Here is a 24,988-nt window from a genome sequence, read left to right on the forward strand (position 1 = left end):
TATAGTTTAAGCAGTTCGAACAGTATAACGACCATGTAAAATGTAGTAAGCACCCATACATGCAAAGGCAGCAAATGCGCTATACAAATACAATTGTGAGTAGCCAATATGGTCGAGCAATTTACCGATAAAGTATGGTCCAAAGCCTAAGCCGGCATCCAAAAAGATAAAGAAAGTCGAAGTGGCAAAGCCCATACGTTCAAGCGGCGCACTTTTTACCGCAACTGTTTGGCAGACCGACTGAATATTGCCATAACCGAGTCCAAGTAGGCCTGCACAAAGTAAAAGCATCCATGAACTCTGAGTGATGCTGAGTAATACCAATGCCACGCCCATAATCACAAAAGCAGGGTAGATCACTACATTTTCACCTTTACGGTCCATCAACGGGCCGGTAAATGGGCGAGAAATTAAAATCGCAATGGCATACATCAAAAAGAAAAACGAGGCTGTTTCAACCAAATCGATTTCTTTGGCATAGAAGTTAATGAAAGATAAAACACCTGAATAGCAGATTGAAGCGAAAAGCATGATGAATGATATAGGTAATGCTTTAGGCTCTACGAATTGAGCAATCCAACTTGGTTTTTTGACGGCTTCAACAGTATCAAGAGGTTTATTGATTTTGGGTAAATCGGGCACTTGAATCAGTAAGGCAACCAATAGGCAGCTCAATGCGATAATCGTAGAAACGATAAAAATCGCATGATAACCAATATGTAACATCATCCAAATGGCAAGAAATGGCCCAATAGCCGTACCTAAAGTACTACTCATGCTGTAGTAGCCAATGCCTTCACCGCGACGTGTCGCTGGTAAGATTTGGGCAATTAAGGTACCCAGCACTGTTGATGCCATACCCATCATAAAGCCATGCATAAAGCGTATGAAAAGCAACATGCCGACGCCAAACTGAATGAAGTAAAAACCAGAAAAAATTAAAAAGCCAATTAAACCAACGATCAGTGTTGTTTTACGACCAAAACGCTCTAGGAACTTACCCACCAATAAACGCCCGACCAATGTGCCGACAATGAACAAGCCTGAAACTAGACCGGCTTGAGCAGTTGTCGCACCTAATTCAGCCACCGCATAGCCCACGATCACCACAACCAAGAGATAAAAGGTTAAAACCAATTGGAAGTTAATGGCGCTGACTAAAATAAAATTTCGAGTCCAAAGTGGTGCTTTATCTTGCATGATCATCACCTACAGTGTTTTGTTCAAGTTCTTGCATGACACGGTGTAAAATTTGAATGGAGCGTTGGATATCTTGGCTAGCTAATGGCGCGATCAGGCGCTGCTCAAAGGCATCTATGTCTTTTGCACATTGCTGAAATAACTCACGTCCAGTCTCGCTGAGCTTCATTTTCTTTTGACGTTTATCGTCAGTTTGTACGTGACTCAAAATATCCATCTGTGCAAGAATTTTGACTCGCTTTGTGATAGATGGCTTGGATACGTTTAAATATTCCGCCATTTCAATAGATGTACAAGCGGTTTTTTCACGGATGACAAACATGACTTGCCAAAGCGAATAGTTCAATTGATAGGGCAATAAAATCGTGTTGATTTCATCACTCATCAAACGCGCACAGCGTAGAAGTGAAGAGCGGAAACCTAATGTGGAATTCATGATAGTTAACTAGGGTAACTAAATTATCGCAACTTTATGCCTTATTTATTTTGAATTCAAGTGAACAACTCAAAGCATAAAAAACAGGTATAAAAAAACCTGTGCGCACACAGGTTTTTTTGCATAACATTTCATTTAAAGCTTATCATTCAATGTATATCATTGAATTGATACCTTAAACAATACGTGTTTATTCTACAGAAGCTTCTGCAGCTGCAATTGCAGCATCTTCCGCTGAACTGTCTGCATTTTCTGAAATTTCTACACTTTCACCATCTGCATAAGCAAGTTCTACACCTTCTGATTCGGCTTGCTCTAAATAAGCCGCAATTTGTTCATCCGTTAATTCAGGTTCACTATCAGACATCATTGCTTGTTCTTGTAATTGCGCTTGTTCTAAATTGTTCATCATACTTTGCATATTGAACATCAATGGGATCATGACCAATAAATAAACAATCATCAGGATTAGATACAATGACCCAATAACTTTCTCTGTTTGCTCCGTTGGACGTTTTATGCCATATTTATTTTCACCTTCGGTGCCTTTTGCAGCCATCACATAAATGCTAAAGATGGTTCCGACCAGTGGGATGAGAAAAATTAAACAGAGCCAACCGCTTTTATTTAGATCATGTAAACGACGAATCGTAATGCAGATCATTGCGACAAACATTGCAATAATGGAAACGACAATGAGAGCGATCGCACTGAGTCCTAAAAATGAATTAAAAAGTGCTTCAATACTACGTTCTGCTGAATTGAAAAATGCAAAAAGACCTAGCGCGACGCTGATGCCCAATAGGCAGGTATAAATCATACTAATGATAAATAACCACGCTAAATAAGACAGGCGGCCAAAACGTCCCTCAGGAGACAGGGGATGATCGGCTTTTTGAATTTGAGGCTGAATATTTTGATCTTGTTGAAACGGATTCAATTCGCTTGAAGTAAGTTCAGTCATTATTATTCCAATTTTAATTATCTAATTTATTTTCTATGCCCAAAAGGGCAGCATTATTGTATAGCGAAGTAAAAAAAGGTCAAATATTAGACATGGCTAAGTCATCAAATATTCCTTAGCCATGCTGCACTGTGGTCTGTTATTTATGTAATTTACGATACTCTTTAGGGCGCATTGGACGACTGGCTTTCCACAAACCTTTCTTTTGTTTACGTGCTTTGCTTTGTAAATTCATCATATAGTGCAAATGCTTTTGGTCACGGATGTATTCTTCGTACACCCACGCAGCACCACGTTTTACCATTTCTTCATTCATGCATTTACGATAGCGATAAATGACCCCAACGCAGCGGCCATAACGGTCTATATCAGTGATTTTTACACGGACAAATTTCTTATAAACCATGGATTTGATCAGGCGGGCTGACTCTTTACCGTAGGCTTGTGTCGATTCTGGCGCATCCACATAAGCAAAGCGAAGTTTGGTTTTAGAACGTCTCAGATTCATCCGATAGCAGGTGAGGGTATCGCCATCACTAATATCAGATACACGGCAGAGGTACGATTTTCCTTTCTTAAAAGGTTGAAAAAAATCCTTTAAGAATATAGTGACTTTATAGAGAACATAGACTGTGATCAGGCACAATACTGCACCTAACGCCATGAGCCAATTCGCGGAGAGATTTGAAAGCATACACAATGATATGAACGAGCTCATATCGCATAAAAACAGGAATTTAGATTTTATAAGAACTCATGATTTATGGCTGTCGAATAAACCGACGGTCAGTTAAAAATACCTTAAATAATCAGCATTTGATCTATAAATATACAGCAAGTTTCATCACCCAGAATTCAATCTAAACCCATTTAAATAGCCTAAGCAAATTAATATACCATCATAAAATAGCCTAAGCAAAAATTTTAGAAATTTGGCTTCGCAAAAAAACATGCCGTGAATTTAATTCCAAATCATTATGCCAATACATCCCTAGTTTAATTTTCGGTAAGTAGACAGGTACATCAAAAATATTCAGTTCGGGAGCAACCTGTAAATGCGTCAAAATATTTTGTGGAATCGTCAATATTGCTTTAGGTTGCTGTGCCAAAATTTGTAGAGCAGTAGAGTAATGCTGACAGCGTAAAAAAATTTCTCTGGAGTGTTTTTTACGATTTAAATAAATATCCTCGACTAATACACCTGCACGTCGGGAAGAAACCCCAATGTGAGGAGCAGAAAGATAAATAGACTCATCCATCTTAGGGTGTTGACTACAAATCACGAATTGGTCTTCAACCAAGGTTTGAAAATTGATCTTTTCACCAAAGTTTTGCTCAAGGTCAATCGCAAAATCGATTTGCTGTGCAGCAAGATCAGCCACAATGGTTTTGCGATCTAATTTGATACTGGAAAATTGGATCTGAAACTGTTGCTGTTGAAAGTGTTCAACTAACTTGGGAAAAATGATCGGTTCAATTTCATCATGTACCGCAATTTTCAAGCTCTGTACCATTGAAGGAGTAAATTGTTGTTTTTGGATAGAAATGCTTTGAATCGCAATAAGCGCATTTTTAATTACAGGATAAATTTGCTCGGCAAATGGGGTCGGAAGCATTTTTGCCCCAGCACGTACAAATAAGTCATCTTGTAAATGTTGTCTTAAACGTTGAAGCGCATGACTCGCTGCAGACTGAGTGATACACAAAATTTGCGCAGCTTTTGAAATGCTTTTTTGCTCATAAATTGCGATATACAGTGGATATAAATTAATATCCATACGGTGAAAAACCCCCATATCGATGACGGTGTTTTTATGAATACTATTCATGTTCATCTATTGAATTAAATCATTTTGTTCATATTAGATTTCAGGTTATGGTGTTGTAAAGCGTAAAGAACAGAATATTTAAAGGATGTTGTCATGTTTGAACTTTCAGCACGTGCACAAGATTATATTGAAAGAGCAAAAAAATTTATTAAAGATGAAATTGAGCCTGTAGAAACTGAATTTTGGGCAGAAGTTCATGAGCTGAACCAAGGTGGTGATTGGACCAAATGGCAATGGCCAGCACAGTTAGAGGTTTTAAAGGATAAAGCCAAAGCTGCAGGCTTATGGAATATGTTCTTACCTTGTCCTGAACTTGGGCAAGGCTTATCTGTACAAGAATATGCGCACATCGCAGAACTATCAGGCCGTAGCTTACTTGCACCTACAGTATTTAATTGCAATGCACCTGACAGCGGAAATATGGAAGTGATATGGCGCTATGGCACGGAACAACAAAAGCAGCAATGGTTAACACCATTACTAGACGGCACAATCCGTTCAGTATTTTGTATGACAGAACCTGCTGTTGCTTCAAGTGATGCCACCAATATGGAAGCTACGGCTGTCGTTGAAGGCGACGAAATTGTGTTGAATGGACGTAAATGGTGGTCTTCAGGTTTAGGTGATCCAAATGCCAAAATTATTATTTTTATGGCGCATACACCAGATGAAAGCAAAGACCGTCATCATCAGCATTCTATGGTTTTAGTACCAGTAGATACGGATGGAGTCAAAATAGAACGTATGCTTCCGGTCTTTGGCGACTATGATGCGCCACATGGACATGGTGAAATTAGCTTCACAAATGTTCGTGTTCCTGTTGCAAACTTCATTGGCGGCGCAGGTCAAGGTTTTGAAATTGCACAAGGTCGTTTAGGCCCAGGCCGTATTCATCATTGTATGCGTTGTATTGGTGCTGCCGAAAAATCGCTAGAACTGATGATTGACCGCGGTATGAGCCGTACTGCTTTTGGTAAAGAAATTTTAAAACTCGGTGGCAATTTAGAACGCGTAGCAGAAGCACGTGTTGCGATTGATCAGGCACGTTTACTGACCCTTTATGCAGCATATAAAATGGATACTCTAGGGAATATGGCTGCATTAACCGAGATTTCTGCAATTAAAGTAGTTGCGCCGAGTGTCTTAGAAAAAGTTGTCGATATGGCGATTCAAATCCACGGTGGTGCTGGAGTTTCTCGAGATACACCGCTCACAGGTTTCTTTGCGCAAGCACGTTCACTGCGTCTAGCTGATGGCCCTGATGAAGTGCATAAAGGTATGATTGCTAAATTAGAATTGGCAAAGCGCGGTTACAGCAGCCGCCGTAAAAAATAAACAAGTTGTAGTCACATATTTGGCATGGCAACCCCGAGTTGTCCATGCTATAAAACTATAGAAAATTATATTTTTATCATCATGATAGATTCAAGTTTAGGAAGAAAAGCATGTCAGTGATCGATGTAGGCGGTTCAGTTCGTGAGGGTGAAGAACTGGATGTCCGTGCTGTAGGAAATTGGTTGATTGAACATGGCGTTGAAATAGAAGGGCCTGTAGAAGTCACTCAATATTCAGGTGGCGCGTCAAATTGGACTTATCGCTTAAAATACGACAATGCTGATTTAATCTTACGTCGTCCACCGAAAGGCACCAAAGCCAAGTCTGCACATGATATGGCACGTGAGTATAACGTTCAGAAGGCATTATCTGAATTTTATCCTGTACTCCCTGAGATGGTGGCACTATGTCAGGACGAATCAGTGATTGGCTGTGATTTCTATGTAATGAAACGCGTAGAAGGTATCATTCCACGTGCAAACTTACCCAAAGAAATTAATTTTGATGAAACTCAAGTTCGAGCGTTGTGTACCAACGTCATCGATAAGTTAATTGAACTGCATCAAGTGCCTTATGAAGGCACCGCTTTAGAAAAAATAGGTAAGGGCGACGGATACTGTCGTCGTCAAGTGGAAGGTTGGGACGCACGCTATGAAAAAGCCAAAACCTTAAATGTTCCTTCTTTTAAATATGTCCGTAATTGGCTCAAAGACAATATTCCTGCTGACTCTAAAACCTGTGTAATTCATAACGATTGGCGTTTTGATAACGTGATATTAGATCCAAATGATCCTACCCAAGTGATTAGCGTATTGGATTGGGAAATGGCTACGCTTGGCGATCCATTGATGGACTTGGGTTCAGCTTTAGCGTATTGGGTTGAAAGTGGCGATAACGCAATTTTTAAAGCGACTCGACGCCAGCCGACTAACTTGAAAGGTATGTTTAGCCGTAAAGAAGTCGTTGAATATTACTTAGAAAAAACTGGTCTTCAAACGGACAATTGGACCTTTTATGAAGTGTTCGGCATTTTCCGTTTAGCGGTAATTGCACAGCAAATTTATTATCGCTTTTACCACAAGCAAACCAATAATCCGGCATTTAAAGATTTTTGGATTGTGATCCATGCTTTGCATATTCGTGCCTTAAAACTTATTGGTTTGCAAAAACTTGAAGCCAATGACGTGGCACAAAAATATATTGAAAAAATGAAGGATATTTTAGGGAAATGACCACGATATATTTAATTCGGCACGGTCAGGCTTCTTTTGGTGCGGAAAGCTATGACAAGCTTTCTCCCAACGGTGAGCTACAGGCTAAGGTGCTGGGACAGTATTTCGACCGTATTTTAAAAGAAAGTCCTTATGTGGTTGCGGGCTCCATGCAACGTCATCAACAAACAGCCAATCTTGCATTGGCTGAATGCTTTCCAGAAGCACAAGTTGATACAGATAACGCGTGGAATGAATTTAATCATCAGCAAGTTTTTGCTCAATATGAACCTCGATTTAACCAGCCGCATTTATTAAAAGAAGATGTATCTAAGCATGAAAACCCGCGTGCTTATTTATCTAAAATTTTTGAAGGTGCCATTGAACGTTGGACAGGCGGAGAATTTCATCATGAATATGATGAATCTTGGCCACATTTTAAAAGTCGAGTCGAAACAGCGCTAGAAAAGTTATGCACTCAACTGGCTGAAACCAAACCGCGTTATGCCGTTGTGTTTAGTTCAGGTGGAGTGATCTCCGTTGCAGTCGGTAAAATTTTAGGGCTGAGTCCTGAAAAAACATTTGCACTCAATTGGGCCATTGCCAATACCAGTATGACAACACTGCGTTTAGTCGGAAATGAACCGCAATTACTCAGTTTAAATGAACATCATTTTATAAAAGCAGTTGATCCAAATTTATTGACTTGGATCTAAGATAAACAAAGGAATTATCATGGCTAAAACAATTTTAATTACAGGTGCAAGCTCAGGGATTGGTGCAGGAATGGCACGCGAGTTTGCACAAAAAGGCTACAACTTAGCCATTTGTGCACGTCGTTTAGAGCGTCTAGAAACACTAAAACAGGAATTGGAAAGCCAATATGGCATCAAAGTGATTGCGAAAACCCTCGATGTCACAAATTACGATCAAGTGTTTGAAGTGTTCCGTGCCTTTAAAGCAGATTTTGGCAGTATTGACCGTGTTATTGTCAACGCAGGTGTCGGTGAAGGTCGTCGTATTGGTAAAGGTAATTTTGAAATTAACCGCGCCACAGTTGAAACTAACTTTATCTCTGCTTTGGCGCAATGCGAAGCTGCGGTTGAAATTTTCCGTAGCCAAAATGCAGGGCATTTGGTGGTGATTTCGTCGATGAGTGCTATGCGTGGTATGCCTAAACATTTAACGGCTTATGGTGCAAGTAAAGCAGGTGTTGCTGCTCTAGCTGAAGGTATTCGTGCAGAGCTGATTGATACCCCAATTAAAGTGACGACTATTTTCCCTGGTTATATTCGTACGGAGATCAATGAAGGTGCGAAAAAACTACCATTTGAAGTCGACGAAAAAACGGGTTCACATCTTTTAGCAAAAGCAATTGAGAAAGCACCGGTTAAAGCCTATGTACCACAATGGCCATGGTTACCTTTAGGTCTTGCGATGAAAGTATTGCCGTTAAAGATCGTGAATAAATTGGGTTAAACCTTTATGCAATAATAAAGCTCCAATTTTGGGGCTTTATTATTCTCAAATGATATTCGTCATCCTCTGTAGTTTAAAAAGGAATACATAAAACCTGTGATGAAAAGATATTAAAAGCAGCTGACTTTACAAAGAAAAATTGGAGTAATTACTCAGATTATTTATAAATAAGATATTGAAAATAAATAAAATGTTGAATATTTGAACAGACGATGATTTGTTCTCAAAATAGCGATTTCCTTTTTTTTAATTTGCTTTAATGTACAACTGTTCATTAATTTTTAGGTTTGTACTATGTCTATGTCTATGTCTTCCGATATGACAGATCAACAGCGAATTAACAAAGTCAGAACTGTCGTAACGAAAGCTGGTGAAGACTTACGTCAACAGTATCCCATTTTAAAACATCAAAACTTTATAGGCGCAACCATCCTTATTTTTGCGCTACTAGGAATGTTGGGTTCAGCGTGGGCGTTTGCTGTTGGCATTTTACCGGCATGGGCTTGTGTGATTTTGGTGGCGATGTTTGCTTCACTGACACATGAATTAGAACATGACCTGATTCATTATATGTACTTTAAAAAGACGCCGTGGGCTCACCATCTCATGTTGGCCTTGGTGTGGTTAGCACGTCCGAATACCATTAGTCCTTGGGCACGTCGTCGTTTGCATCTCAACCACCATAAATATTCAGGTTCAGAATACGATTTGGAAGAACGGGGCATTAGTAATGGCATGCCTTGGGGATTACGTCGTCTATTGGTCATTAGCGATCAATTGATGACGGTTTATTTGCGCCCATTTCAAATGATCAAAATGATTGGGAAATTCATTGAAAAACAACCTGAAAAAGAACGTAAAACTGCATTGTTCTCTCAACTGACTGGTTTTTTTCCTTTAAGTTTTGTTTATTACGGCATTTGGTATGTATTTGTCATTTATCATGTGGTGAATGGTATTGCTCCAATGTTAGGACAAAGTATTAGTTGGTCAGTCAATTTAGTGAAATTAATTCCAACGATTAATTTTCTAGCCGTTGTTTGGATTATTCCGAACTTTATACGCTCTTTCTGCTTACAATTTATCAGCTCAAATATGCATTATTATGGTGATATTGACCCACGCGATGTCATTAAACAAACTCAGGTGTTAAATCCGTGGTGGTTGTTCCCAATGCAATTATTTTGCTTTAACTTTGGTTCGACCCATGCCATCCACCATTTTGTGGTCAAAGAGCCGTTTTATATTCGTCATCTAACCGCAAAAACTGCACACCAAGTCATGCGTGAGGTTGGTGTACGTTTCAATGATTTTGGAACCTTTAAACGCATAAACCGCTGGAATTAAATCAGTACCATCTTCAAAAAAAGCCCTCAATTGAGGGCTTTTTTATGATCTAAACGTTTATAAACTACTTTTGCGCAAAAAAATGTTTGAATGCATCTTGTAAGGCAATTTGCCATACCGCGTAGGAATGTCCGCCGATATACGATTGGTAATGTACATCATGACCTTTGCTTTTTAAGTCGGCTGCAACAATAGGCGAAGTCTCTAAAATACTCAGTTCATTATTATTGCGTGAACTCTCATAACTATTGGCAGTAATAAACCAATGCTGTTTAGGTTGTGAGTTTTTATCCCGAATGATTTTACTCATGCCATTAGGGAGGTCTGTCGGCGCATTTTGCCACCAAAATGATCCAGATAACGGTACGACATGACTAATTTGATTTGGATTGTCTAAGGCTAAATAAGCTGAACTTAAACCGCCAAGACTTGACCCAAGTAGTACCGTTTTCTTCGAATCGACTTTTGCAGGTGCATTTTTTTGAATCCAAGGCATCAGTTCATCACTAAAAAATGCTGAAAATTTTTCATTTGGTGTTAATTCTTTAGGTCGTTCCTGATCATTCGGTGGAGAAACAAATATGGCTTGAATTGGCGGTAACTGACCTTGTTCAACTAAAATGTCTAACGCCTTTGGAACATTCAGTAATTCATTATATTGCTGACCATCAAAAAATATAGCGGTGATATAGCTTTGATTTTTCTTAGCTTTAGATTGGTAAATTTGGATTTTACGTGAGTTATTCAAAATTTTGCTGTCTAGAACAAACTCTTGTAATTGGGGCTGGTGCACATTTGGATATTGTTTTGGATCAATAAAAGGCGGGGCATCTTTAAGCGCCACTAAATTTTCATTACGCAAGCCTGATGTGTCATCACTTGCGAGATAAGTGTTTTTGTTGAAAGGATCAATGCGTTGTACTTGTATCACAGCACGACGCTGCGTTCTTGATTCTTTAAGTTTTGGATTCAGATGCGGACAATAATTTGACAGATAACCTTCTAAGTTCGGTAAGTCGACAGCAAAGCTATAACTGCCAATATAACGATGATCAATGATGGATTCTTTAAACCAAATATCGGTATTTGGTAGGCGTGTTAACCATTCATGGTCATTACTCGGGCCACCAATAAGACGAACATTATGCTGCGCACCTTTCCATAAAAAAATTATACGGTCATGTTTTTCATCATAGTTTTCAATGATTGGTGTACCCATAAGCTCTACACGCTTCCAAAAATCTTCGAGAATTTGAGCATGTTGTTTTGGATTTTGATCTAACTGATGTTGTAGGTTTAATAATATTTGGCTTCGCGCTTTAACATCTTCACATGCAGCAGCATAGGGGAAATATTTTTTTTCTATTGTATCGGTTAAAGCGGGTGAATTTTGAGTTTGGGCAAAAGCAGAAGAAACAGCAATGCTCATAGAGCATGCTAAAAAAAGTGGGGAAAGTTTTTTCATTGAAATAATAAAATAGGTAGGATGAAAACCAATAAATGATAATCATTATTAATATAAAAAACTAGCAATATGCCGCAGAATGATGCTTTTAACAAAAGAAAATGTAGAAAAATAACAATAGAGTCAATGCTTTGTTTCTTAAACTATTTAAAATAATGAAGACGACAAGCTCTCAATCATTGCTAAATATTATGCTACTCAAAGTATCAACACTGCTGCTGTTACCTGCATTACTGATCCAAGGTTACCGTGTAAAAAAAAATACCCCACGTTTAGCAGAACCGGTGGGAGAGCGCTGTGGAATGATTGGTCAGGGTAATCGGCCATTATCGGTATTGATCCTTGGTGACTCAGCGGCAGCAGGTGTCGGCGTCGAGCATCAGTCGGATGCGTTATTGGGACAATTGCTTAAAATTTTATCGCCTGATTATCAAGTTCACTTTTGTCTTGAAGCCACAACGGGGCATAACAGCCAGCAAATCATCAATGCTTTGGACAATGTCACTATGCAGAACTTTGATGTCGTGATCAGCTCTGTTGGTGTCAATGATGTCACAGCTTTAAAACAGCCAGACCAATGGTTGAAGCTCCAGCAGCGTTTATATCAAGCTGTCGAGGAAAGGTTTCATCCACAGCTATTGATCATTTCAGGTGTGCCACCAATGGATGCGTTTCCAGCTTTACCGTTTCCATTGTCATGGTTGTTTGGACAATATTCGCAAAAGATGAATGCGCTTTTAAAAAATTATGTTAATACTCAAGCGAATATGAGATTAATTCAATACGATTTACACGAGTATCGTGAAAAAAAATTAAAAATGGCCAAAGACGGCTTTCACCCGAGTAAAGAAATTTATCAGTTATGGGCTGAAAAAATAGCGAAACATATCACTGAACAATTTTCATAGATAATATATGATTCAATCACTTGGTGAAGTTACATCTATATGAGTAAAGATATTTCAGACGTGAATCCGCAAATCGAAACGCATCCTTTAGCGCCATTTTTGCCATCAAATGGGAAACTCTTGATGCTAGGGAGTTTTCCTCCACCCAAAACACGCTGGAAGATGGATTTTTATTATCCAAATTTCCAAAATGACATGTGGAAAATCTTTGGCCTATGTTTTTTTCAGGATAAAAATTATTTTCTCAATGTAGATAGCAAGACTTTTAAAGAACAGCGCATTCGAGATTTTTTAAATCAAAAAGGCATAGGCATTTTTGATACGGCCTATCAAGTGATTCGTTTGAAAGGCAATGCATCAGACAAGTTTTTACAGCTCCATCAGCAAACCGATATTGCGAAGCTTCTTAGGCAGATGCCTAATTGCCATAGTATTATGACGACAGGAGACAAAGCGACTGATACTTTAATGCTCTCTATGCCAGAAAATACGGAAAAACCACACATTGGGCATGCTGTTCATACCGAATTTGCAGGCAGAGATTTGACTTTATACCGTATGCCATCATCATCTAGAGCTTATCCACTAGCACTGGAAAAAAAAGCTGAAGCCTATCAAAGCTTATTTAAAGATATAGGCTTACTTTAGGGAAGTTTACGTTATTGTGAGATACCTTGAAATTTATGTCTCATTTAAACAGGCAAACATTCAATGATTAAAAGGTGGCATCTTAATAATGGATAAACACCAATTCCTTAGCCATCATATTCAACATAATCCCAAAGGTTTAAACGCGCTTTAATTTCTTTGCGAATATGAGGCAGCATAGGCAGTAAAGTGCCATCGATCCATAAACTCAGAGTCTGGGATGAAACTTTTTTGTTTGCATCATCTACAATTTGCGCGCCTTTCACGATCACCAAAGTTTCTTCGCTAGCTGCAGTTTCAATGCCTTTAAATAAAAGCTGTAATTCATGACCTGTATCTTGAATTAACCATTCCAACTCAATTTGAATATTGTGATTAGATTTAAGTACAGCTTGGCCTTCAATTATGTCATTGTCAGATAAGCAGTCATGCTCAACCCGAACTTTCGACAAAAACCATTCTTGATGACCAAGTTCAGGAAGTGTCGTAAAAGGCGTTAAAATATCACTTAAATTAAATTGGCGGCTTAAATCAAAAAATTGCATTAGAAAACTTTAGGGGGAGATAAAACAAAATAAGCGGTGGATGTTAAAGCATCATCAAGTGTGAGTAAAACCTTTGCTTTTATTGAGATATTTTATGTATAAATAGCATTCAATCTATCTAAATTAAGTCTAAGATAAATGAATTGCGAAAATAATATTCACATAAATGATGTGCACAGCCCCATAGACTTAAAAGATCCAATCGAAGCTAAACAATGGGCCGCTGAAGTGAATCTTAAACGACCGTGGCGTTATGACATCTTTCAAATGTATGTCGACTCTATTTTGGCTTTAAACCCGAATGCGCACGTGCTTGAACTCGGTTCAGGCCCAGGCTATTTGGCAGAGTTTTTAATCAATCATTGTCCAAATATAGATTACACAGCATTTGATTTTTCCGAAGCTATGCATGACTTGGCAAAAGGAAAACTAAGTGCAGCGCAACGCTTAAAATGTAATTTTATAACAGGGGATTTCAAACAATCTGCTTGGGAAGAATCACTTCACTTCAATCAAAACAGCACCTTTGATGTGATTATTATTCATCAGGCCTTACATGAATTGAGGCATAAGGCGTATGCAGCAGAGTTTCATCGGACTGTAAAAACGTTGTTAAACACACAAGGCGTGTATTTTGTATGTGATCATTTATATGCACCACATGCACAGCAAAATCATGAGTTGTATATGTCAGTTGAGGAACATTTAGCCGCGCTGAAAGCAGCCAATTATGGCCAAGTGGAATGTCTGGGTGAAGTCAATGGTTTGGTTCTTTTCAAAAGCCAGCACTCATATGAACGAGACAGACTAAGACCGTTTTTGACTTGATCGAACTTATCAGATTATTTCAATAAATAGCCTCGACGAGGGCAATTCAATCATTTAGCAGTACGTTGTCATTACATCATCCATTCAATCGGGAGGTATGACACTGCTTTTATACTAAATCGTTGGAATCGAGTTGTTTCAGGTTCATGGGTATAGGTTTTGGTTTTTCCATTTTTTTGATGCTCTAACCAAATGATTTCGCCGTTTTCATCCAGTTTTAATTCATACGCAATTTGCGGTAAATATTGGTTTAATGCGGCAGAAATATCGTTTTGTAATCGATCAGACTTAACGACAAGGCCAACTTCCGAATTTAAATTTGCGGAACGTGGATCAAAGTTAAATGATCCAATAAACACCATTCCGTCGATATCGAAAAATTTTGCATGCAAACTAGAGGCATTTTTGCCTTTTGCGGGGATGATATTTCCAGTTATGACCTCATACCATGTGCGTTTTGAACGCTCTATATAAGGTTTAAATTCATATAGTTTCACGCCATTTTCGAGTAAGTCTTTGCGATATTTCTGATAAAACGCATGAACGACAGCGACGTCATTGGCTAAAAATGAATTGGTTAACACACGGACTTCTACATTTTTACCTGCAAGACCCGTTAGAAAGTCAGTTCCTTGTTGCGTGGGAACAAAATAAGCTGAAACCAATTCTATACGTTCTTTTGGCTGTCCCATCAAGGTCGAAAATTGGTTATAAATCAATTCTTGTTCTTTGGCTTCACCACGTATTTTATTCGGACTATCCGCAATAAAATGAGCTTCAGCCCAATTCACCGGTCTTAGTTTAAGCTGAGCCGCCAGTTGTTGCTGTGCATAGTTAATGCGCTGTTGATCTTTAGTCAACGTTGTAGAGTTTTCTTGGTACGTTTGTCTTAATTGATTTAAGTCTTCTTTTGTACCTGCACCAATCCATTGCTGAACAGAATAACTTAAATCATCATTCCAAAAGTTCAAAAACACTTGATTGGCTTGTTGAATGGCTTCCCCATAGAAAAGGATATCCAAATCTGTAAATTGAAAACTTTCACTGGCATCAAAATATTCATTACTGATGTTACGACCGCCAGTTACGCCCATAAAACCATCGGCAATAATTAATTTATTATGCATACGATGGTTAATGTGCTTTAAGCGAAATGCATAATCAATGACACGTAATTTTCTGAATTTATAGGGATTAAATAGTTTGATTGAAATGTTAGGATGAGCTGAAAGGCTTTGTAAGGTCGGATCGAGTTTTGTCCCGTTTTGATCATCAATTAATAACCTTACTTTTACTCCACGGTCAGCGGCATGCAGTAATTCTTGAAACATCAGATGCCCAATAGCATCATTTTCCCAAATGTAATATTGCAAATCGATGGTGTATTTTGCATTTCGAATCAAATGTAGGCGAGAAGCAATGCTTAAGAAGGCATCATCTAATGCTAAATAAGCCGTTTGTTTTTGTTCTAATTTTTCTAAATCCGTAGCAGACGTAATCCATTTTTCTGCATGTGATTGTATAGGGACATCTTTTTTTGACTGATTGCTAGGTAAGCTGCATCCAGTTAATAGGCTGATGGAAACAGTTAAACCGACAGTACAACTTATTTCACGTAATTGTATCATTCGAATAGCATTAATCATTCCTTGAAAAATTCATCATAACATCATGTTTTAAGGTTGTATCTAGGCTTAAAAAGAGGTTACTGTAACTCATCTGTTAATATAAGCCATACAGGATGTTTTTAGACATGAAATCACGTGCAGCCGTTGCTTTTGGACCGGGTCAGCCTTTAGAAATTGTTGAAATTGATGTGGCACCACCTAAAGCAGGTGAGGTTTTAGTCAAAATTAGCCATACAGGTGTGTGTCATACAGATGCATTTACATTGTCGGGTGATGATCCTGAAGGCGTATTTCCAGCAATTTTAGGGCATGAAGGTGCAGGTGTTGTGGTTGAAGTCGGTGAAGGTGTGACTTCAGTGCAACCAGGTGATCATGTTATTCCACTTTATACTGCAGAATGTGGTGAATGTTTATTCTGTAAATCGGGTAAAACAAATCTTTGTGTATCGGTACGAGCAACACAAGGGAAAGGTTTAATGCCGGATGGCACAACACGTTTTTCTTATAATGGTCAGCCGATTTATCACTATATGGGCTGTTCAACATTCTCTGAATATACTGTGGTTGCAGAAGTTTCTTTGGCAAAAATTAACCCTGAAGCGAACCACGAACATGTATGTTTGTTGGGTTGCGGCGTAACAACAGGCCTTGGTGCAGTTAAAAATACCGCTAAAGTTCAGGAAGGTGATTCAGTTGCAGTCTTTGGTTTAGGTGGTATTGGTTTGGCTGTGGTACAAGGTGCTAAAAAAGCCAAAGCAGGTCGTATCATTGCCGTAGATACCAATCCTGATAAATTCAAACTGGCTGAAGAATTTGGCGCGACGGATTTTGTTAATCCAAAAGATTATGATCGTCCTGTACAGGAAGTGATTGTAGAAATGACCGGCTGGGGTGTCGACCATTCATTTGAATGTATTGGCAATACCAATGTGATGCGCTCTGCTTTGGAATGTGCTCACCGTGGTTGGGGTCAATCTGTGATTATTGGTGTGGCAGGTGCAGGTCAAGAAATTTCAACCCGTCCATTCCAATTGGTTACTGGCCGTACTTGGAAAGGCACTGCTTTTGGTGGTGTTAAAGGTCGTTCACAATTACCGGGTATGGTAGAAGAAGCCATGTCAGGCGAGATCAAACTTGAACCATTCGTGACCCATACTATGGGGCTGGATAAAATCAATGAAGCCTTTGATTTAATGCATGAAGGTAAATCAATTCGCTCCGTTGTACATTTTGAAGACTAAACATTGATTTAAATATTAATGCGTTAATTTTCACTATTTAAAAACTAGGCTTTTGCCTAGTTTTTTTATTTGTGTCGTTATAACAAATCAAAACTTCAAATTAGGATTTGCAAAAAGTGACAGATTGTTAGACATAAAATGATAAAAAATGCCAAATGATAGATTTTGTCCCGAATTCACATGGTGGGAAATTAGCACTAAACATAAGGTAAGCATAATTTAAAAACAAATGTATATTAATGCATTATCCGAGGCAAAAAATGACAACTACAAGTTACAAGCCTGAGTGGATTCGGGAAGATTTTATTGATTTTATTGCAGAAAAATTTGATGCAATTTGGGCCTACAAACGTGTAAAAGCACAATTGGTCAAATCACGTTGTGTGGGGATCGGGTTTTATGAACTGAGTTTTTTAGCGAATCACAACTTTAAAGCAGCAAACTATCGACCAGGCCAATGTATTCTAGTGACAGTGGTCAAAGATGGTGTACGTCATCAACGTAGCTATAGCATCGTCGAAATAAATACATCTCGTCACGTGGTGATTGCCGTCAAACAACAAGGCAAAGTTTCCAACTGCTTAACTCAATTAAAAACAGGTGATGTTGTTGAATTATCGCAACCGCAAGGTGAGTTTGGCCTAAAGCTAAATTCGGATCGACCAATTTTACTGCTTGCTTCAGGTAGTGGTATTACCTCAATCATGGCTTTGTTTAAACAAGCGATTCAGCTTGGGCGTACGGTTGAACTGATTTATTTCAATCGAGATGATGCTTATTTGGATGAATTGATTCAACTAGCGAAGCAATCTAACCATGCACATTTACATGCGATTAATACGCTGAAAACCAAATTGCATATCTCACCAGAGATGCTAAATCACATGGTGCCCGATTTTAAGCAGCGAGATTGCTATGCCTGTGGTGCAGCGCCAATGATGCAAAGCATTGAGCAACTGTATCGTGAGTTCAAGCTTTCAGATTATTTAAATACAGAATATTTTCAGATGATTGCTGATGATTCAGTGCCTGCTCAACCTGTCACTTTTAGTTTAGCCCAACAAGATTTTTTAGCAGAAGGTAACTTACTTGAAAGTGCTGAAAAAGCCGGTTTAAAACCTGCGCATGGTTGTCGGATGGGTATTTGTAATACTTGTTCGTGTACGAAATTGCAGGGTTCAGTGAAAAACTTACTTACTGGCGAAATCGATCATGCGAATAACACGCAAATCAAGTTATGTGTCTCTCAGGCAATTTCACCTGTACGTATTCAACTCTAATCTAAGCCGTATAAAAATAAATCAGGGGCGTCAACATGAATCAATCGATATATATTCGTCCGAATAGTAAGTCACGTTATTTATCTCCAGAACAAACTGCTGAATTTGGCGAAAAAGTCGAGCAAATACGACGTGAAATCATGCAGAGTGTAGGTGAAAAAGATGCAGCGTATATTTATAAAATTCGTAATTTTGTCCGTTATAGCGAGATCGCATCTCGTGGCATGTTGATGTTTGCAGGTTGGATTCCACCAGTATGGTTACTCGGTACGGGTTTATTGGGTATTTCTAAAATCGTAGAGAACATGGAACTCGGTCATAATGTGATGCATGGTCAGTTTGATTGGTTAAATGACCCGAGTTTAAATGGTGCTAATTATGATTGGGATACCATTGCCACGGGTCAAGACTGGAAATATACCCATAACTATGTGCATCATACATATACCAATATTGTGGGGATGGACCATGATGTCGGTTATGGTTTAATTCGTGTGAGTGAATCGCAAAAGTGGGAGCCACGTTTTCTTTTCAATATTCCACTGGCAGCCCAACTCATGGTTTTCTTTGAGTGGTATGTCGGCATTCAACGTTTACATTTAGAAGATGTTATTGCGTATAAAACCAAAACTTGGAAAGATGTATGGCATGAAGCGGCCGATGTACGTCAGAAAATTAAGCGCCAAGTGATTAAAGATTATGTGTTTTTCCCGCTTATTGCAGGTCCCAATGCCATTCCGGTATTTGCAGGAAATGCTGTAGCCAACGTGATTCGTAGCTTATGGGCTTCCGCTGTCATATTTAATGGCCATTTTACAGAAGATGCGGAAAACTTTGAGATGGATAATACCGAAAATGAAACTCGAGCAGAGTGGTATCTCCGTCAAATTCGTGGCTCAAGTAATTTTAGTGGAACACAATGGTTGCATATACTCAGTGGTAATTTGAGTCACCAAATTGAACACCATTTATTCCCAGATATGCCTGCAAACCGCTATGCAGAAGCCGCACCTAAAATTAAAGCACTCTGTGAGGAATATGGTATTCACTACAACGAAGCCAGTTTTATCAAACAGTTTGCCAGCGTTTGGGTTCGACTCGCGAAATGTTCAGTGCCAAATGACTGGCGTGCCGAGCTTAAGGAACGTTCAGCTTCACTTCAGCAGCGCCTTAAACAAAAAATCATGAAGAAAATCGGGTGTTAAAATACAGTATTGTTTAGCAATATTGCCCTTAATGCTTCCAATGGATGATTTCTAAAGCATTAAATTCGCCAAAGTAGCGTTCATCTACTTTGGCTTTTTTAGATATATCTAGCGAGCGAGAGTTATTCAACTAATTGCACGCTATTCTGAATGCCACAAGATTCTACAAAATATGCATCATGTGAAACGAGGATCACCGCACCTGTATAATGCTGAATGGCTTGAGCCAATAACATTCTAGACTCTATATCTAAGTGATTTTCAGGTTCATCTAACAATAAAAGCTCAATATTCGGTGTTAAATAATTTAAGCCCAACAAGGTCACTTTTAAACGCTCACCACCACTTAAACAGTGAAATGGCAGTTCCGCTTTTTGACCACGGATTCTAAGTTGACCGAGTTGATTACGCCATTCCGTTGACGAAACCTCAGGATTAAACTTTGCCAAATTGTCCAAAACACTCAGTTCTGGTGATAAATTACTCAAGTTTTGATCTAAATACAGGGTATGCACAGACAAAAACGTTTCATGGCTAGACTGTGATGTGGTCTGACTCAAATACTTTAGAAATGTAGATTTACCAATACCATTTTTTCCTTTTAAATGAATTTTTTCACCTGCCTGTAAGGCCAAGTCGAAAGGCTGGTGCTGAGATGTTTTGCGATGAAAATGTTTAACTCTTAAGATTTCTCCTGTTTTTTCAGCGTGATGTTGAAAAACGAATTGCTGCTCTTTGACATGCTCAAGTTGTTGCTGTGACTGAATCAGTTGAGATTTCTTTTCTTCCAATTGCTTCTGCTGTTGCATTTGAACTGTCGCGAGGCTTTGACTGGCTTGTTCCTTTTTAAAATCGAGTAATACTTTAGCTTGGGAGCCCGACTTGCGTAGTGTATGACCTTGTTGTTCTCGTTTTTGCGCTTTCAGCTGTGTTTCGTGTTGCTGTGATTTGAGTTGTTTTAACTCACGCTGCTGCTGTAAAGCATTACGCTGTAAGGCTTTATTTTGCAAATCATTTTGTTGAACGTAGTCTTCATAGTTGCCAGTAACATGCCTGAGTCCAAACTCATTTAAAGCATAGATATGCTCTACATGTTGCAGCAATTCTCGATCATGACTGACGACGAATGCACCCGCAGGATGGTTTTTTAAACGATCGATGAGCCATAAGCGTGAGGATGCATCTAAATGGTTACTAGGTTCATCCAAAAGTAAATAATGGTCAGTTTTTAAAAATAATGCACACAATGCCAATTTGGTTTTTTGCCCCTCACTTAGCTGAGCGACAGGGAAATTTAAATCAGTCGGAAGTGACGCCTGCTTAAGTTGTTGCTGCCATAGTGCAGGACGGTGCCATTGGTTTTCAGTCAGCTCAAAATCTTCAAAACTTGTGCTGCCTATTTCGATACGTTGAAATGCGTCATATAAGTCTTCCACACCGAGTGCAGAAGCAATCGTGTCAGCTTCTAGTCGAGAAAATTGTGATAAATAGGCATGTGGTAAATTCCATGAAATTTCACCTTCATAGGGGAGATCTTTCAGATTTTGCTCATATAAGATTTTAAGGATGCAGGATTTTCCTAAACCATTGCGACCAACACATGCCGAAAGTTATTGTTGATTGAGGTTAAATTTCAGGTTTTTAAAAAGTGTTTTGGATGGAAATTCCAAGCTTAATTTGGAAATTGTACAAGCCGTTTGAGTCATAGATGCACCTTGCGATAGCAAAGATGCGCAATACAAATAACTAATTTTATTCTATAAAAAAGACAATATTTGAGAAAATGCAGTCGAAGTCATTAGCCATGTGTTTGCACATCAAAAAAATGGATTTGATGATGAAAAAACAGGGCTTACTTCATTGGCAAATACTCGAATTAAAAATAAATGGAAAAAAGCTTTAAACAGCCTAATGTTGTGCAGTCTAATAAATGTTTATTTATTAATCAATACATCAAATTTTAAAAATAGGTCGCTATAATTGACAGCAGAGTTATTTAATACAACAAAATAGCAAAAAACTATTGTCAAACCGATGAATACAGCGTATTTTAATTTTCAGACAGATACTTTTTGATGAAATCAAGATGTTAAAGCAACCTTTAATCTCAAACGCATATTATTACTTCTGGCAGTTTAGATAATTGCCTGAACGCGTTCGGGCATGAAAAAGGTTGCCCACCAAGTTTATACCTGATCGGCAACCCTGATCAGGTTTTTTTATGTCTTGATTTTTATAATATTTTTGGAGAAATCTCATGTTTACAGTAAATAATTCATATTTTAGCAACGGTTATTGGTTTTACTTTAGTCAGTCTATGTCTAAAGCCTTGAAGTCCCAAAGTCCCATAACGCTCAGATAAAAGATCGGACTGTTTATACGTACAGTCCAAAGGAATAGAACCAATGAATGCGCTAAATACAGCTTTACAACAAACTCAAAATTCAGAAATTCAGAAATCTACACGGCCAAAAGAAACGCTTTTGAGCTTGCCACATCAACTGAAACAACAATTACCTTTATCAGTTCATGCTGCAGAACAAATTGCTGCACATCGTGCAACGATTCAAAATATTTTGACGGGTCAAGACCCGCGTCTAATGATTATTACAGGTCCATGTTCAATCCATGATCCGATTGCTGCGTTGGAATATGCTGAAAAATTAAAACAATTACAGGCACAGGTTTCAGATCAAATTTTTCTTGTGATGCGCGCATACATTGAGAAACCACGTACTACAGTGGGCTGGAAAGGCTATATGTATGACCCAAGTTTAGATGGTTCATCTAATATGCAGTTGGGCTTAGAAAAATCACGTGAGCTGTACTTACAAATTATTGAAATGGGTTTGCCAATTGCCTCTGAAATTTTAAGCCCAATGGCGACGGGTTATTTTGATGACCTTTTGGCTTGGGGTGCAATCGGTGCGCGTACCAGCGAATCACAAATTCATCGTGAAATCTCGAGTCATATGCCATACAGTATTGGTTTCAAAAACGGAACAGATGGCTCAATCCAAATTGCTTTAGATGCCATTCAATCTGCTTCGCATCCACACCAGTTTTTAGGTATGAGTCAAGCCGGCTTACCGTGTATTTTAGAATCCGTTGGCAACCCGCAAGCACATTTGATTTTACGTGGTTCTAATACAGGTCCAAATTATAGTTTGGCTGAAATAGACAAAATTCGCAGTAAAGCAAAAGGCGATTTACCAGCTTTAGTGATCGATTGTAGTCATGGTAATAGCCATAAAGATCCAATGAAGCAACCTGAAGTATTACGCACAATTGTTGCGGAGCGTGAGCATACCCAAGTGCGTGGTGTGATGTTAGAAAGTCATTTAGTGGATGGTAATCAAAAAATTAGTTGTGACATGACTTATGGTCAGTCTGTAACAGATGGATGCTTAGGTTGGGACAAAACCATTGATTTAATTCAACAGGTTGCGAATGAACTTCGTGCATCACAAATCAAACGTAGTGCTTAACAATCCAGAGCATACTCAGTCTGAATTGATTTAGCCCAAAGCCTTAGAACATTGATTGTTCTAAGGCTTTTATTTTGAAAAATCCTTTGTTGCTTACTTCAATATAAAAATTGAAAAATGGCATATTTCCTAAAATATATACTGATAATTCAGTATTTTATGTTTGAGTGAGTTACACTTTTTATGCACAATAATGTCTAAGCCCAATACAGCGCCAGAAATAATGACAATCTGTGCTTGGGTGTTTGAAATTTTATATTGGGGAAGTTGATGTACACTGCTGAATTGTTGGAAGAAGCACGCCGTTTTATGTTCCACATGTTAACAAAAGTGGTTGAATATGGTGGTTCTGATTTATTTATTACGGCAGATTTTCCACCAAGTATTAAACATCAAGGCATGATGAAACCTTTTGGGCAGCAAGCGCTTGATGCTGAGAAAACAAAGCTTTTCGCCTATAGTTTGATGAATGAGAAGCAGCGCAAAGAATTTGAGAAAGAATTAGAATGTAACTTTGCGATTAGTGTGCCAAACGTTTCACGTTTTCGTGTCAATGTATTTCAGCAACAGTTACATGTAGGTATGGTCATTCGTACCATTAGCGCAGAAATTCCAAATTTTGAAAAGCTTAAATTACCGGCTTCGCTTAAGCACGTGATTATGGAAAAACGTGGTTTGGTTTTAGTGGTTGGTGGTACAGGTTCAGGAAAATCAACCTCTTTAGCGGCGCTGATTGATTATCGAAATGAAAACAGCGCAGGGCATATCATCACTGTTGAAGACCCAGTGGAATATGTGCATAAGCATAAAAAATCCATGATTACGCATCGTGAAGTTGGTGTAGATAGTCATTCGTGGCATAACGCCTTAAAAAATACACTACGACAAGCGCCAGATGTGATTTTAATCGGTGAAATTCGTGACACCGAGACGATGGAACATGCAATCGCCTTTGCTGAAACTGGGCATTTATGTTTAGGTACGCTACATTCAAATAACGCCAATCAAACCCTAGATCGAATCATTAACTTCTTCCCAGAGGAGCGAAGAAATCAATTGCTTATGGATTTATCGAGCAATATGAAAGCGATTGTTTCGCAGCGTTTAATCCGGACTAAAGATGGTAAAGGACGCCGTGCAGCCGTTGAAATCATGTTAAACACGCCGCTTATTTCAGATTTGATTTTGAAAGGTGAGTTTCATGAATTAAAAGCGATCATGGCTAAATCTCGTGAACTTGGGATGCAAACTTTCGACCAAGCTTTATTTGATTTATATAATGACGGCGCAATTTCTTATGAAGAGGCCTTAAGAAATGCCGATTCAACCAATGAATTACGTTTGCAAATTAAACTGAAAAGTTCACGTGCAAATGGTACTTCAGCGGCTGCGCAATCCTTTAGTATGGTTGAAGAAAAGAAAGAAGAACCTGAAAGTACCGAAGCTTCGGAAGAAATATAAGCTGCATATTCATACAAATGGTATATAAGCCAATTCAGCTATCATATTGAAATAAAAAAATCAGCCTGAGGGCTGATTTTTTAGATATTAGAAATATTTACAGGCCAGCTTCATATTGTTCGCTGGTCAATAAATTATCAACATCAGCCATATTGTCTGGTTTAATTTTATAAATCCAGCCTTTGCTATAAGGCGCATCGTTTACAAAATCAGGATCATCTTCAAGGTCCGGATTGACTTCAACGACTACACCAGAAACCAGTGCATGAATATCAGAAGCGGTTTTTACCGACTCAACCACACCCGCTTGTTCGCCAGCAGTGATATGTTGACCAACATCTGGTGCTTCAACATAAACTAAATCACCCAATGCGTCTTGTGCATGATCAGAAATGCCTGTTACAACAAGGTCACCTTCAATTCGCACCCATTCATGTGTACTTGCGTACTTTAAATCTGAAGGATGATTCATTGATAACTCCTTAAATCC

22 protein-coding genes and 1 pseudogene are annotated in these 24,988 nt (G+C 38.6%); 13 read left to right on the forward strand and 10 right to left on the reverse strand.

Features of this window, described 5'->3' with window-relative positions; all coding sequences use genetic code 11:
- Nucleotides 1-6 precede the first annotated feature (6 nt).
- The 5 genes from FTU62_RS05100 to FTU62_RS05120 form a co-directional block, all read right to left on the reverse strand.
- Nucleotides 7-1,206 (reverse strand): MFS transporter, encoded by a 1,200-nt coding sequence (locus FTU62_RS05100; RefSeq protein WP_180102034.1) that lies wholly within the window; start codon nucleotides 1,204-1,206, stop codon nucleotides 7-9.
- Complete coding sequence (locus FTU62_RS05105; RefSeq protein WP_180102035.1) at nucleotides 1,190-1,636, reverse strand: MarR family winged helix-turn-helix transcriptional regulator; 447 nt, start codon at nucleotides 1,634-1,636, stop codon at nucleotides 1,190-1,192. The genes FTU62_RS05100 and FTU62_RS05105 overlap by 17 nt, the downstream gene beginning before the upstream one ends.
- 190 nt (nucleotides 1,637-1,826) lie before the next feature.
- The gene (locus tag FTU62_RS05110) at nucleotides 1,827-2,600 is read right to left on the reverse strand and encodes a DUF805 domain-containing protein (RefSeq protein ID WP_180102036.1); all 774 of its coding nucleotides are present in this window, start codon (nucleotides 2,598-2,600) and stop codon (nucleotides 1,827-1,829) included.
- Between the two features lie 139 nt (nucleotides 2,601-2,739).
- The gene (locus FTU62_RS05115; RefSeq protein ID WP_180102037.1) at nucleotides 2,740-3,294 is read right to left on the reverse strand and encodes a thermonuclease family protein; all 555 of its coding nucleotides are present in this window, start codon (nucleotides 3,292-3,294) and stop codon (nucleotides 2,740-2,742) included.
- Between the two features lie 217 nt (nucleotides 3,295-3,511).
- The gene (locus FTU62_RS05120; protein WP_180102038.1) at nucleotides 3,512-4,429 is read right to left on the reverse strand and encodes a LysR family transcriptional regulator; all 918 of its coding nucleotides are present in this window, start codon (nucleotides 4,427-4,429) and stop codon (nucleotides 3,512-3,514) included.
- 93 nt (nucleotides 4,430-4,522) lie between these two features.
- Here FTU62_RS05120 and FTU62_RS05125 point away from each other — a divergent pair, with 93 nt between their 5' ends.
- From FTU62_RS05125 to FTU62_RS05145, 5 genes are all read left to right on the forward strand, one after another.
- Entirely contained in the window at nucleotides 4,523-5,764 is a 1,242-nt protein-coding gene (locus FTU62_RS05125) for an acyl-CoA dehydrogenase family protein (protein ID WP_180102039.1), read from the forward strand.
- 110 nt (nucleotides 5,765-5,874) lie between these two features.
- On the forward strand, nucleotides 5,875-6,996 hold the full coding sequence (locus FTU62_RS05130) for a phosphotransferase family protein (protein ID WP_180102040.1): 1,122 nt from the start codon (nucleotides 5,875-5,877) through the stop codon (nucleotides 6,994-6,996).
- Nucleotides 6,993-7,691 (forward strand): histidine phosphatase family protein, encoded by a 699-nt coding sequence (locus FTU62_RS05135; protein ID WP_078193820.1) that lies wholly within the window; start codon nucleotides 6,993-6,995, stop codon nucleotides 7,689-7,691. Before FTU62_RS05130 ends, FTU62_RS05135 begins: the two co-directional genes overlap by 4 nt.
- A gap of 19 nt (nucleotides 7,692-7,710) precedes the next feature.
- Nucleotides 7,711-8,454 (forward strand): SDR family oxidoreductase, encoded by a 744-nt coding sequence (locus FTU62_RS05140; protein WP_078190968.1) that lies wholly within the window; start codon nucleotides 7,711-7,713, stop codon nucleotides 8,452-8,454.
- Nucleotides 8,455-8,754: 300 nt separating this feature from the next.
- The gene (locus FTU62_RS05145) at nucleotides 8,755-9,801 is read left to right on the forward strand and encodes a fatty acid desaturase (RefSeq protein ID WP_180102140.1); all 1,047 of its coding nucleotides are present in this window, start codon (nucleotides 8,755-8,757) and stop codon (nucleotides 9,799-9,801) included.
- 64 nt (nucleotides 9,802-9,865) lie between these two features.
- On the opposite strand, the gene FTU62_RS05150 is transcribed toward FTU62_RS05145, so the two are convergent.
- A complete protein-coding gene (locus FTU62_RS05150) occupies nucleotides 9,866-11,230 on the reverse strand; it encodes an alpha/beta hydrolase-fold protein (protein WP_180102041.1) in 1,365 nt (454 codons plus the stop codon).
- Nucleotides 11,231-11,457: 227 nt separating this feature from the next.
- On the opposite strand from FTU62_RS05150, the gene FTU62_RS05155 reads away from it, so the two are divergent.
- Together FTU62_RS05155 and FTU62_RS05160 are read left to right on the forward strand one after the other, a co-directional pair.
- A complete protein-coding gene (locus tag FTU62_RS05155; RefSeq protein WP_180102042.1) occupies nucleotides 11,458-12,174 on the forward strand; it encodes an SGNH/GDSL hydrolase family protein in 717 nt (238 codons plus the stop codon).
- Nucleotides 12,175-12,213: 39 nt separating this feature from the next.
- Nucleotides 12,214-12,822, forward strand: coding sequence for a uracil-DNA glycosylase family protein (locus FTU62_RS05160; RefSeq protein WP_180102043.1), 609 nt, complete (start codon nucleotides 12,214-12,216; stop codon nucleotides 12,820-12,822).
- A gap of 107 nt (nucleotides 12,823-12,929) precedes the next feature.
- Here FTU62_RS05160 and FTU62_RS05165 read toward each other — a convergent pair whose 3' ends face one another.
- Nucleotides 12,930-13,367, reverse strand: a complete 438-nt coding sequence (locus FTU62_RS05165; RefSeq protein WP_180035746.1) for a hypothetical protein — start codon at nucleotides 13,365-13,367, stop codon at nucleotides 12,930-12,932.
- A gap of 138 nt (nucleotides 13,368-13,505) precedes the next feature.
- On the opposite strand from FTU62_RS05165, the gene FTU62_RS05170 reads away from it, so the two are divergent.
- Nucleotides 13,506-14,195: a class I SAM-dependent methyltransferase gene (locus FTU62_RS05170; protein ID WP_218948585.1), complete on the forward strand. Its 690-nt coding sequence runs from the start codon at nucleotides 13,506-13,508 to the stop codon at nucleotides 14,193-14,195.
- 71 nt (nucleotides 14,196-14,266) lie between these two features.
- On the opposite strand, the gene FTU62_RS05175 is transcribed toward FTU62_RS05170, so the two are convergent.
- On the reverse strand, nucleotides 14,267-15,823 hold the full coding sequence (locus FTU62_RS05175; RefSeq protein WP_180102044.1) for a phospholipase D family protein: 1,557 nt from the start codon (nucleotides 15,821-15,823) through the stop codon (nucleotides 14,267-14,269).
- A gap of 125 nt (nucleotides 15,824-15,948) precedes the next feature.
- Between FTU62_RS05175 and FTU62_RS05180 the strand changes: the two genes are divergently transcribed.
- The 3 genes from FTU62_RS05180 to FTU62_RS05190 all read left to right on the forward strand — a co-directional run bounded on the left by FTU62_RS05180 (nucleotide 15,949) and on the right by FTU62_RS05190 (nucleotide 19,549).
- Nucleotides 15,949-17,064: an S-(hydroxymethyl)glutathione dehydrogenase/class III alcohol dehydrogenase gene (locus FTU62_RS05180; RefSeq protein WP_078193885.1), complete on the forward strand. Its 1,116-nt coding sequence runs from the start codon at nucleotides 15,949-15,951 to the stop codon at nucleotides 17,062-17,064.
- Nucleotides 17,065-17,324: 260 nt separating this feature from the next.
- The gene (locus FTU62_RS05185) at nucleotides 17,325-18,344 is read left to right on the forward strand and encodes a flavin reductase family protein (RefSeq protein ID WP_180102045.1); all 1,020 of its coding nucleotides are present in this window, start codon (nucleotides 17,325-17,327) and stop codon (nucleotides 18,342-18,344) included.
- A 35-nt stretch (nucleotides 18,345-18,379) separates the two neighbouring features.
- A complete protein-coding gene (locus tag FTU62_RS05190) occupies nucleotides 18,380-19,549 on the forward strand; it encodes an acyl-CoA desaturase (RefSeq protein WP_180102046.1) in 1,170 nt (389 codons plus the stop codon).
- Nucleotides 19,550-19,671: 122 nt separating this feature from the next.
- On the opposite strand, the pseudogene FTU62_RS05195 reads toward FTU62_RS05190, so the two are convergent.
- Nucleotides 19,672-21,255, reverse strand: a pseudogene (locus FTU62_RS05195) (ATP-binding cassette domain-containing protein).
- 699 nt (nucleotides 21,256-21,954) lie between these two features.
- On the opposite strand from FTU62_RS05195, the gene FTU62_RS05200 reads away from it, so the two are divergent.
- Together FTU62_RS05200 and FTU62_RS05205 are read left to right on the forward strand one after the other, a co-directional pair.
- Nucleotides 21,955-23,037 carry a 3-deoxy-7-phosphoheptulonate synthase gene (locus tag FTU62_RS05200; protein ID WP_180102047.1) on the forward strand — a complete coding sequence of 361 codons (1,083 nt, stop codon included), beginning with the start codon at nucleotides 21,955-21,957 and terminating at the stop codon, nucleotides 23,035-23,037.
- A 270-nt stretch (nucleotides 23,038-23,307) separates the two neighbouring features.
- Complete coding sequence (locus FTU62_RS05205; RefSeq protein ID WP_180102048.1) at nucleotides 23,308-24,498, forward strand: PilT/PilU family type 4a pilus ATPase; 1,191 nt, start codon at nucleotides 23,308-23,310, stop codon at nucleotides 24,496-24,498.
- A gap of 97 nt (nucleotides 24,499-24,595) precedes the next feature.
- Here FTU62_RS05205 and gcvH read toward each other — a convergent pair whose 3' ends face one another.
- Entirely contained in the window at nucleotides 24,596-24,970 is a 375-nt protein-coding gene (gene gcvH, locus FTU62_RS05210) for a glycine cleavage system protein GcvH (RefSeq protein ID WP_180102049.1), read from the reverse strand.
- Nucleotides 24,971-24,988 lie beyond the last annotated feature (18 nt).

It is taken from the genome of Acinetobacter sp. YH12126, assembly GCF_013418745.1.
Lineage (GTDB): Bacteria > Pseudomonadota > Gammaproteobacteria > Pseudomonadales > Moraxellaceae > Acinetobacter > Acinetobacter amyesii.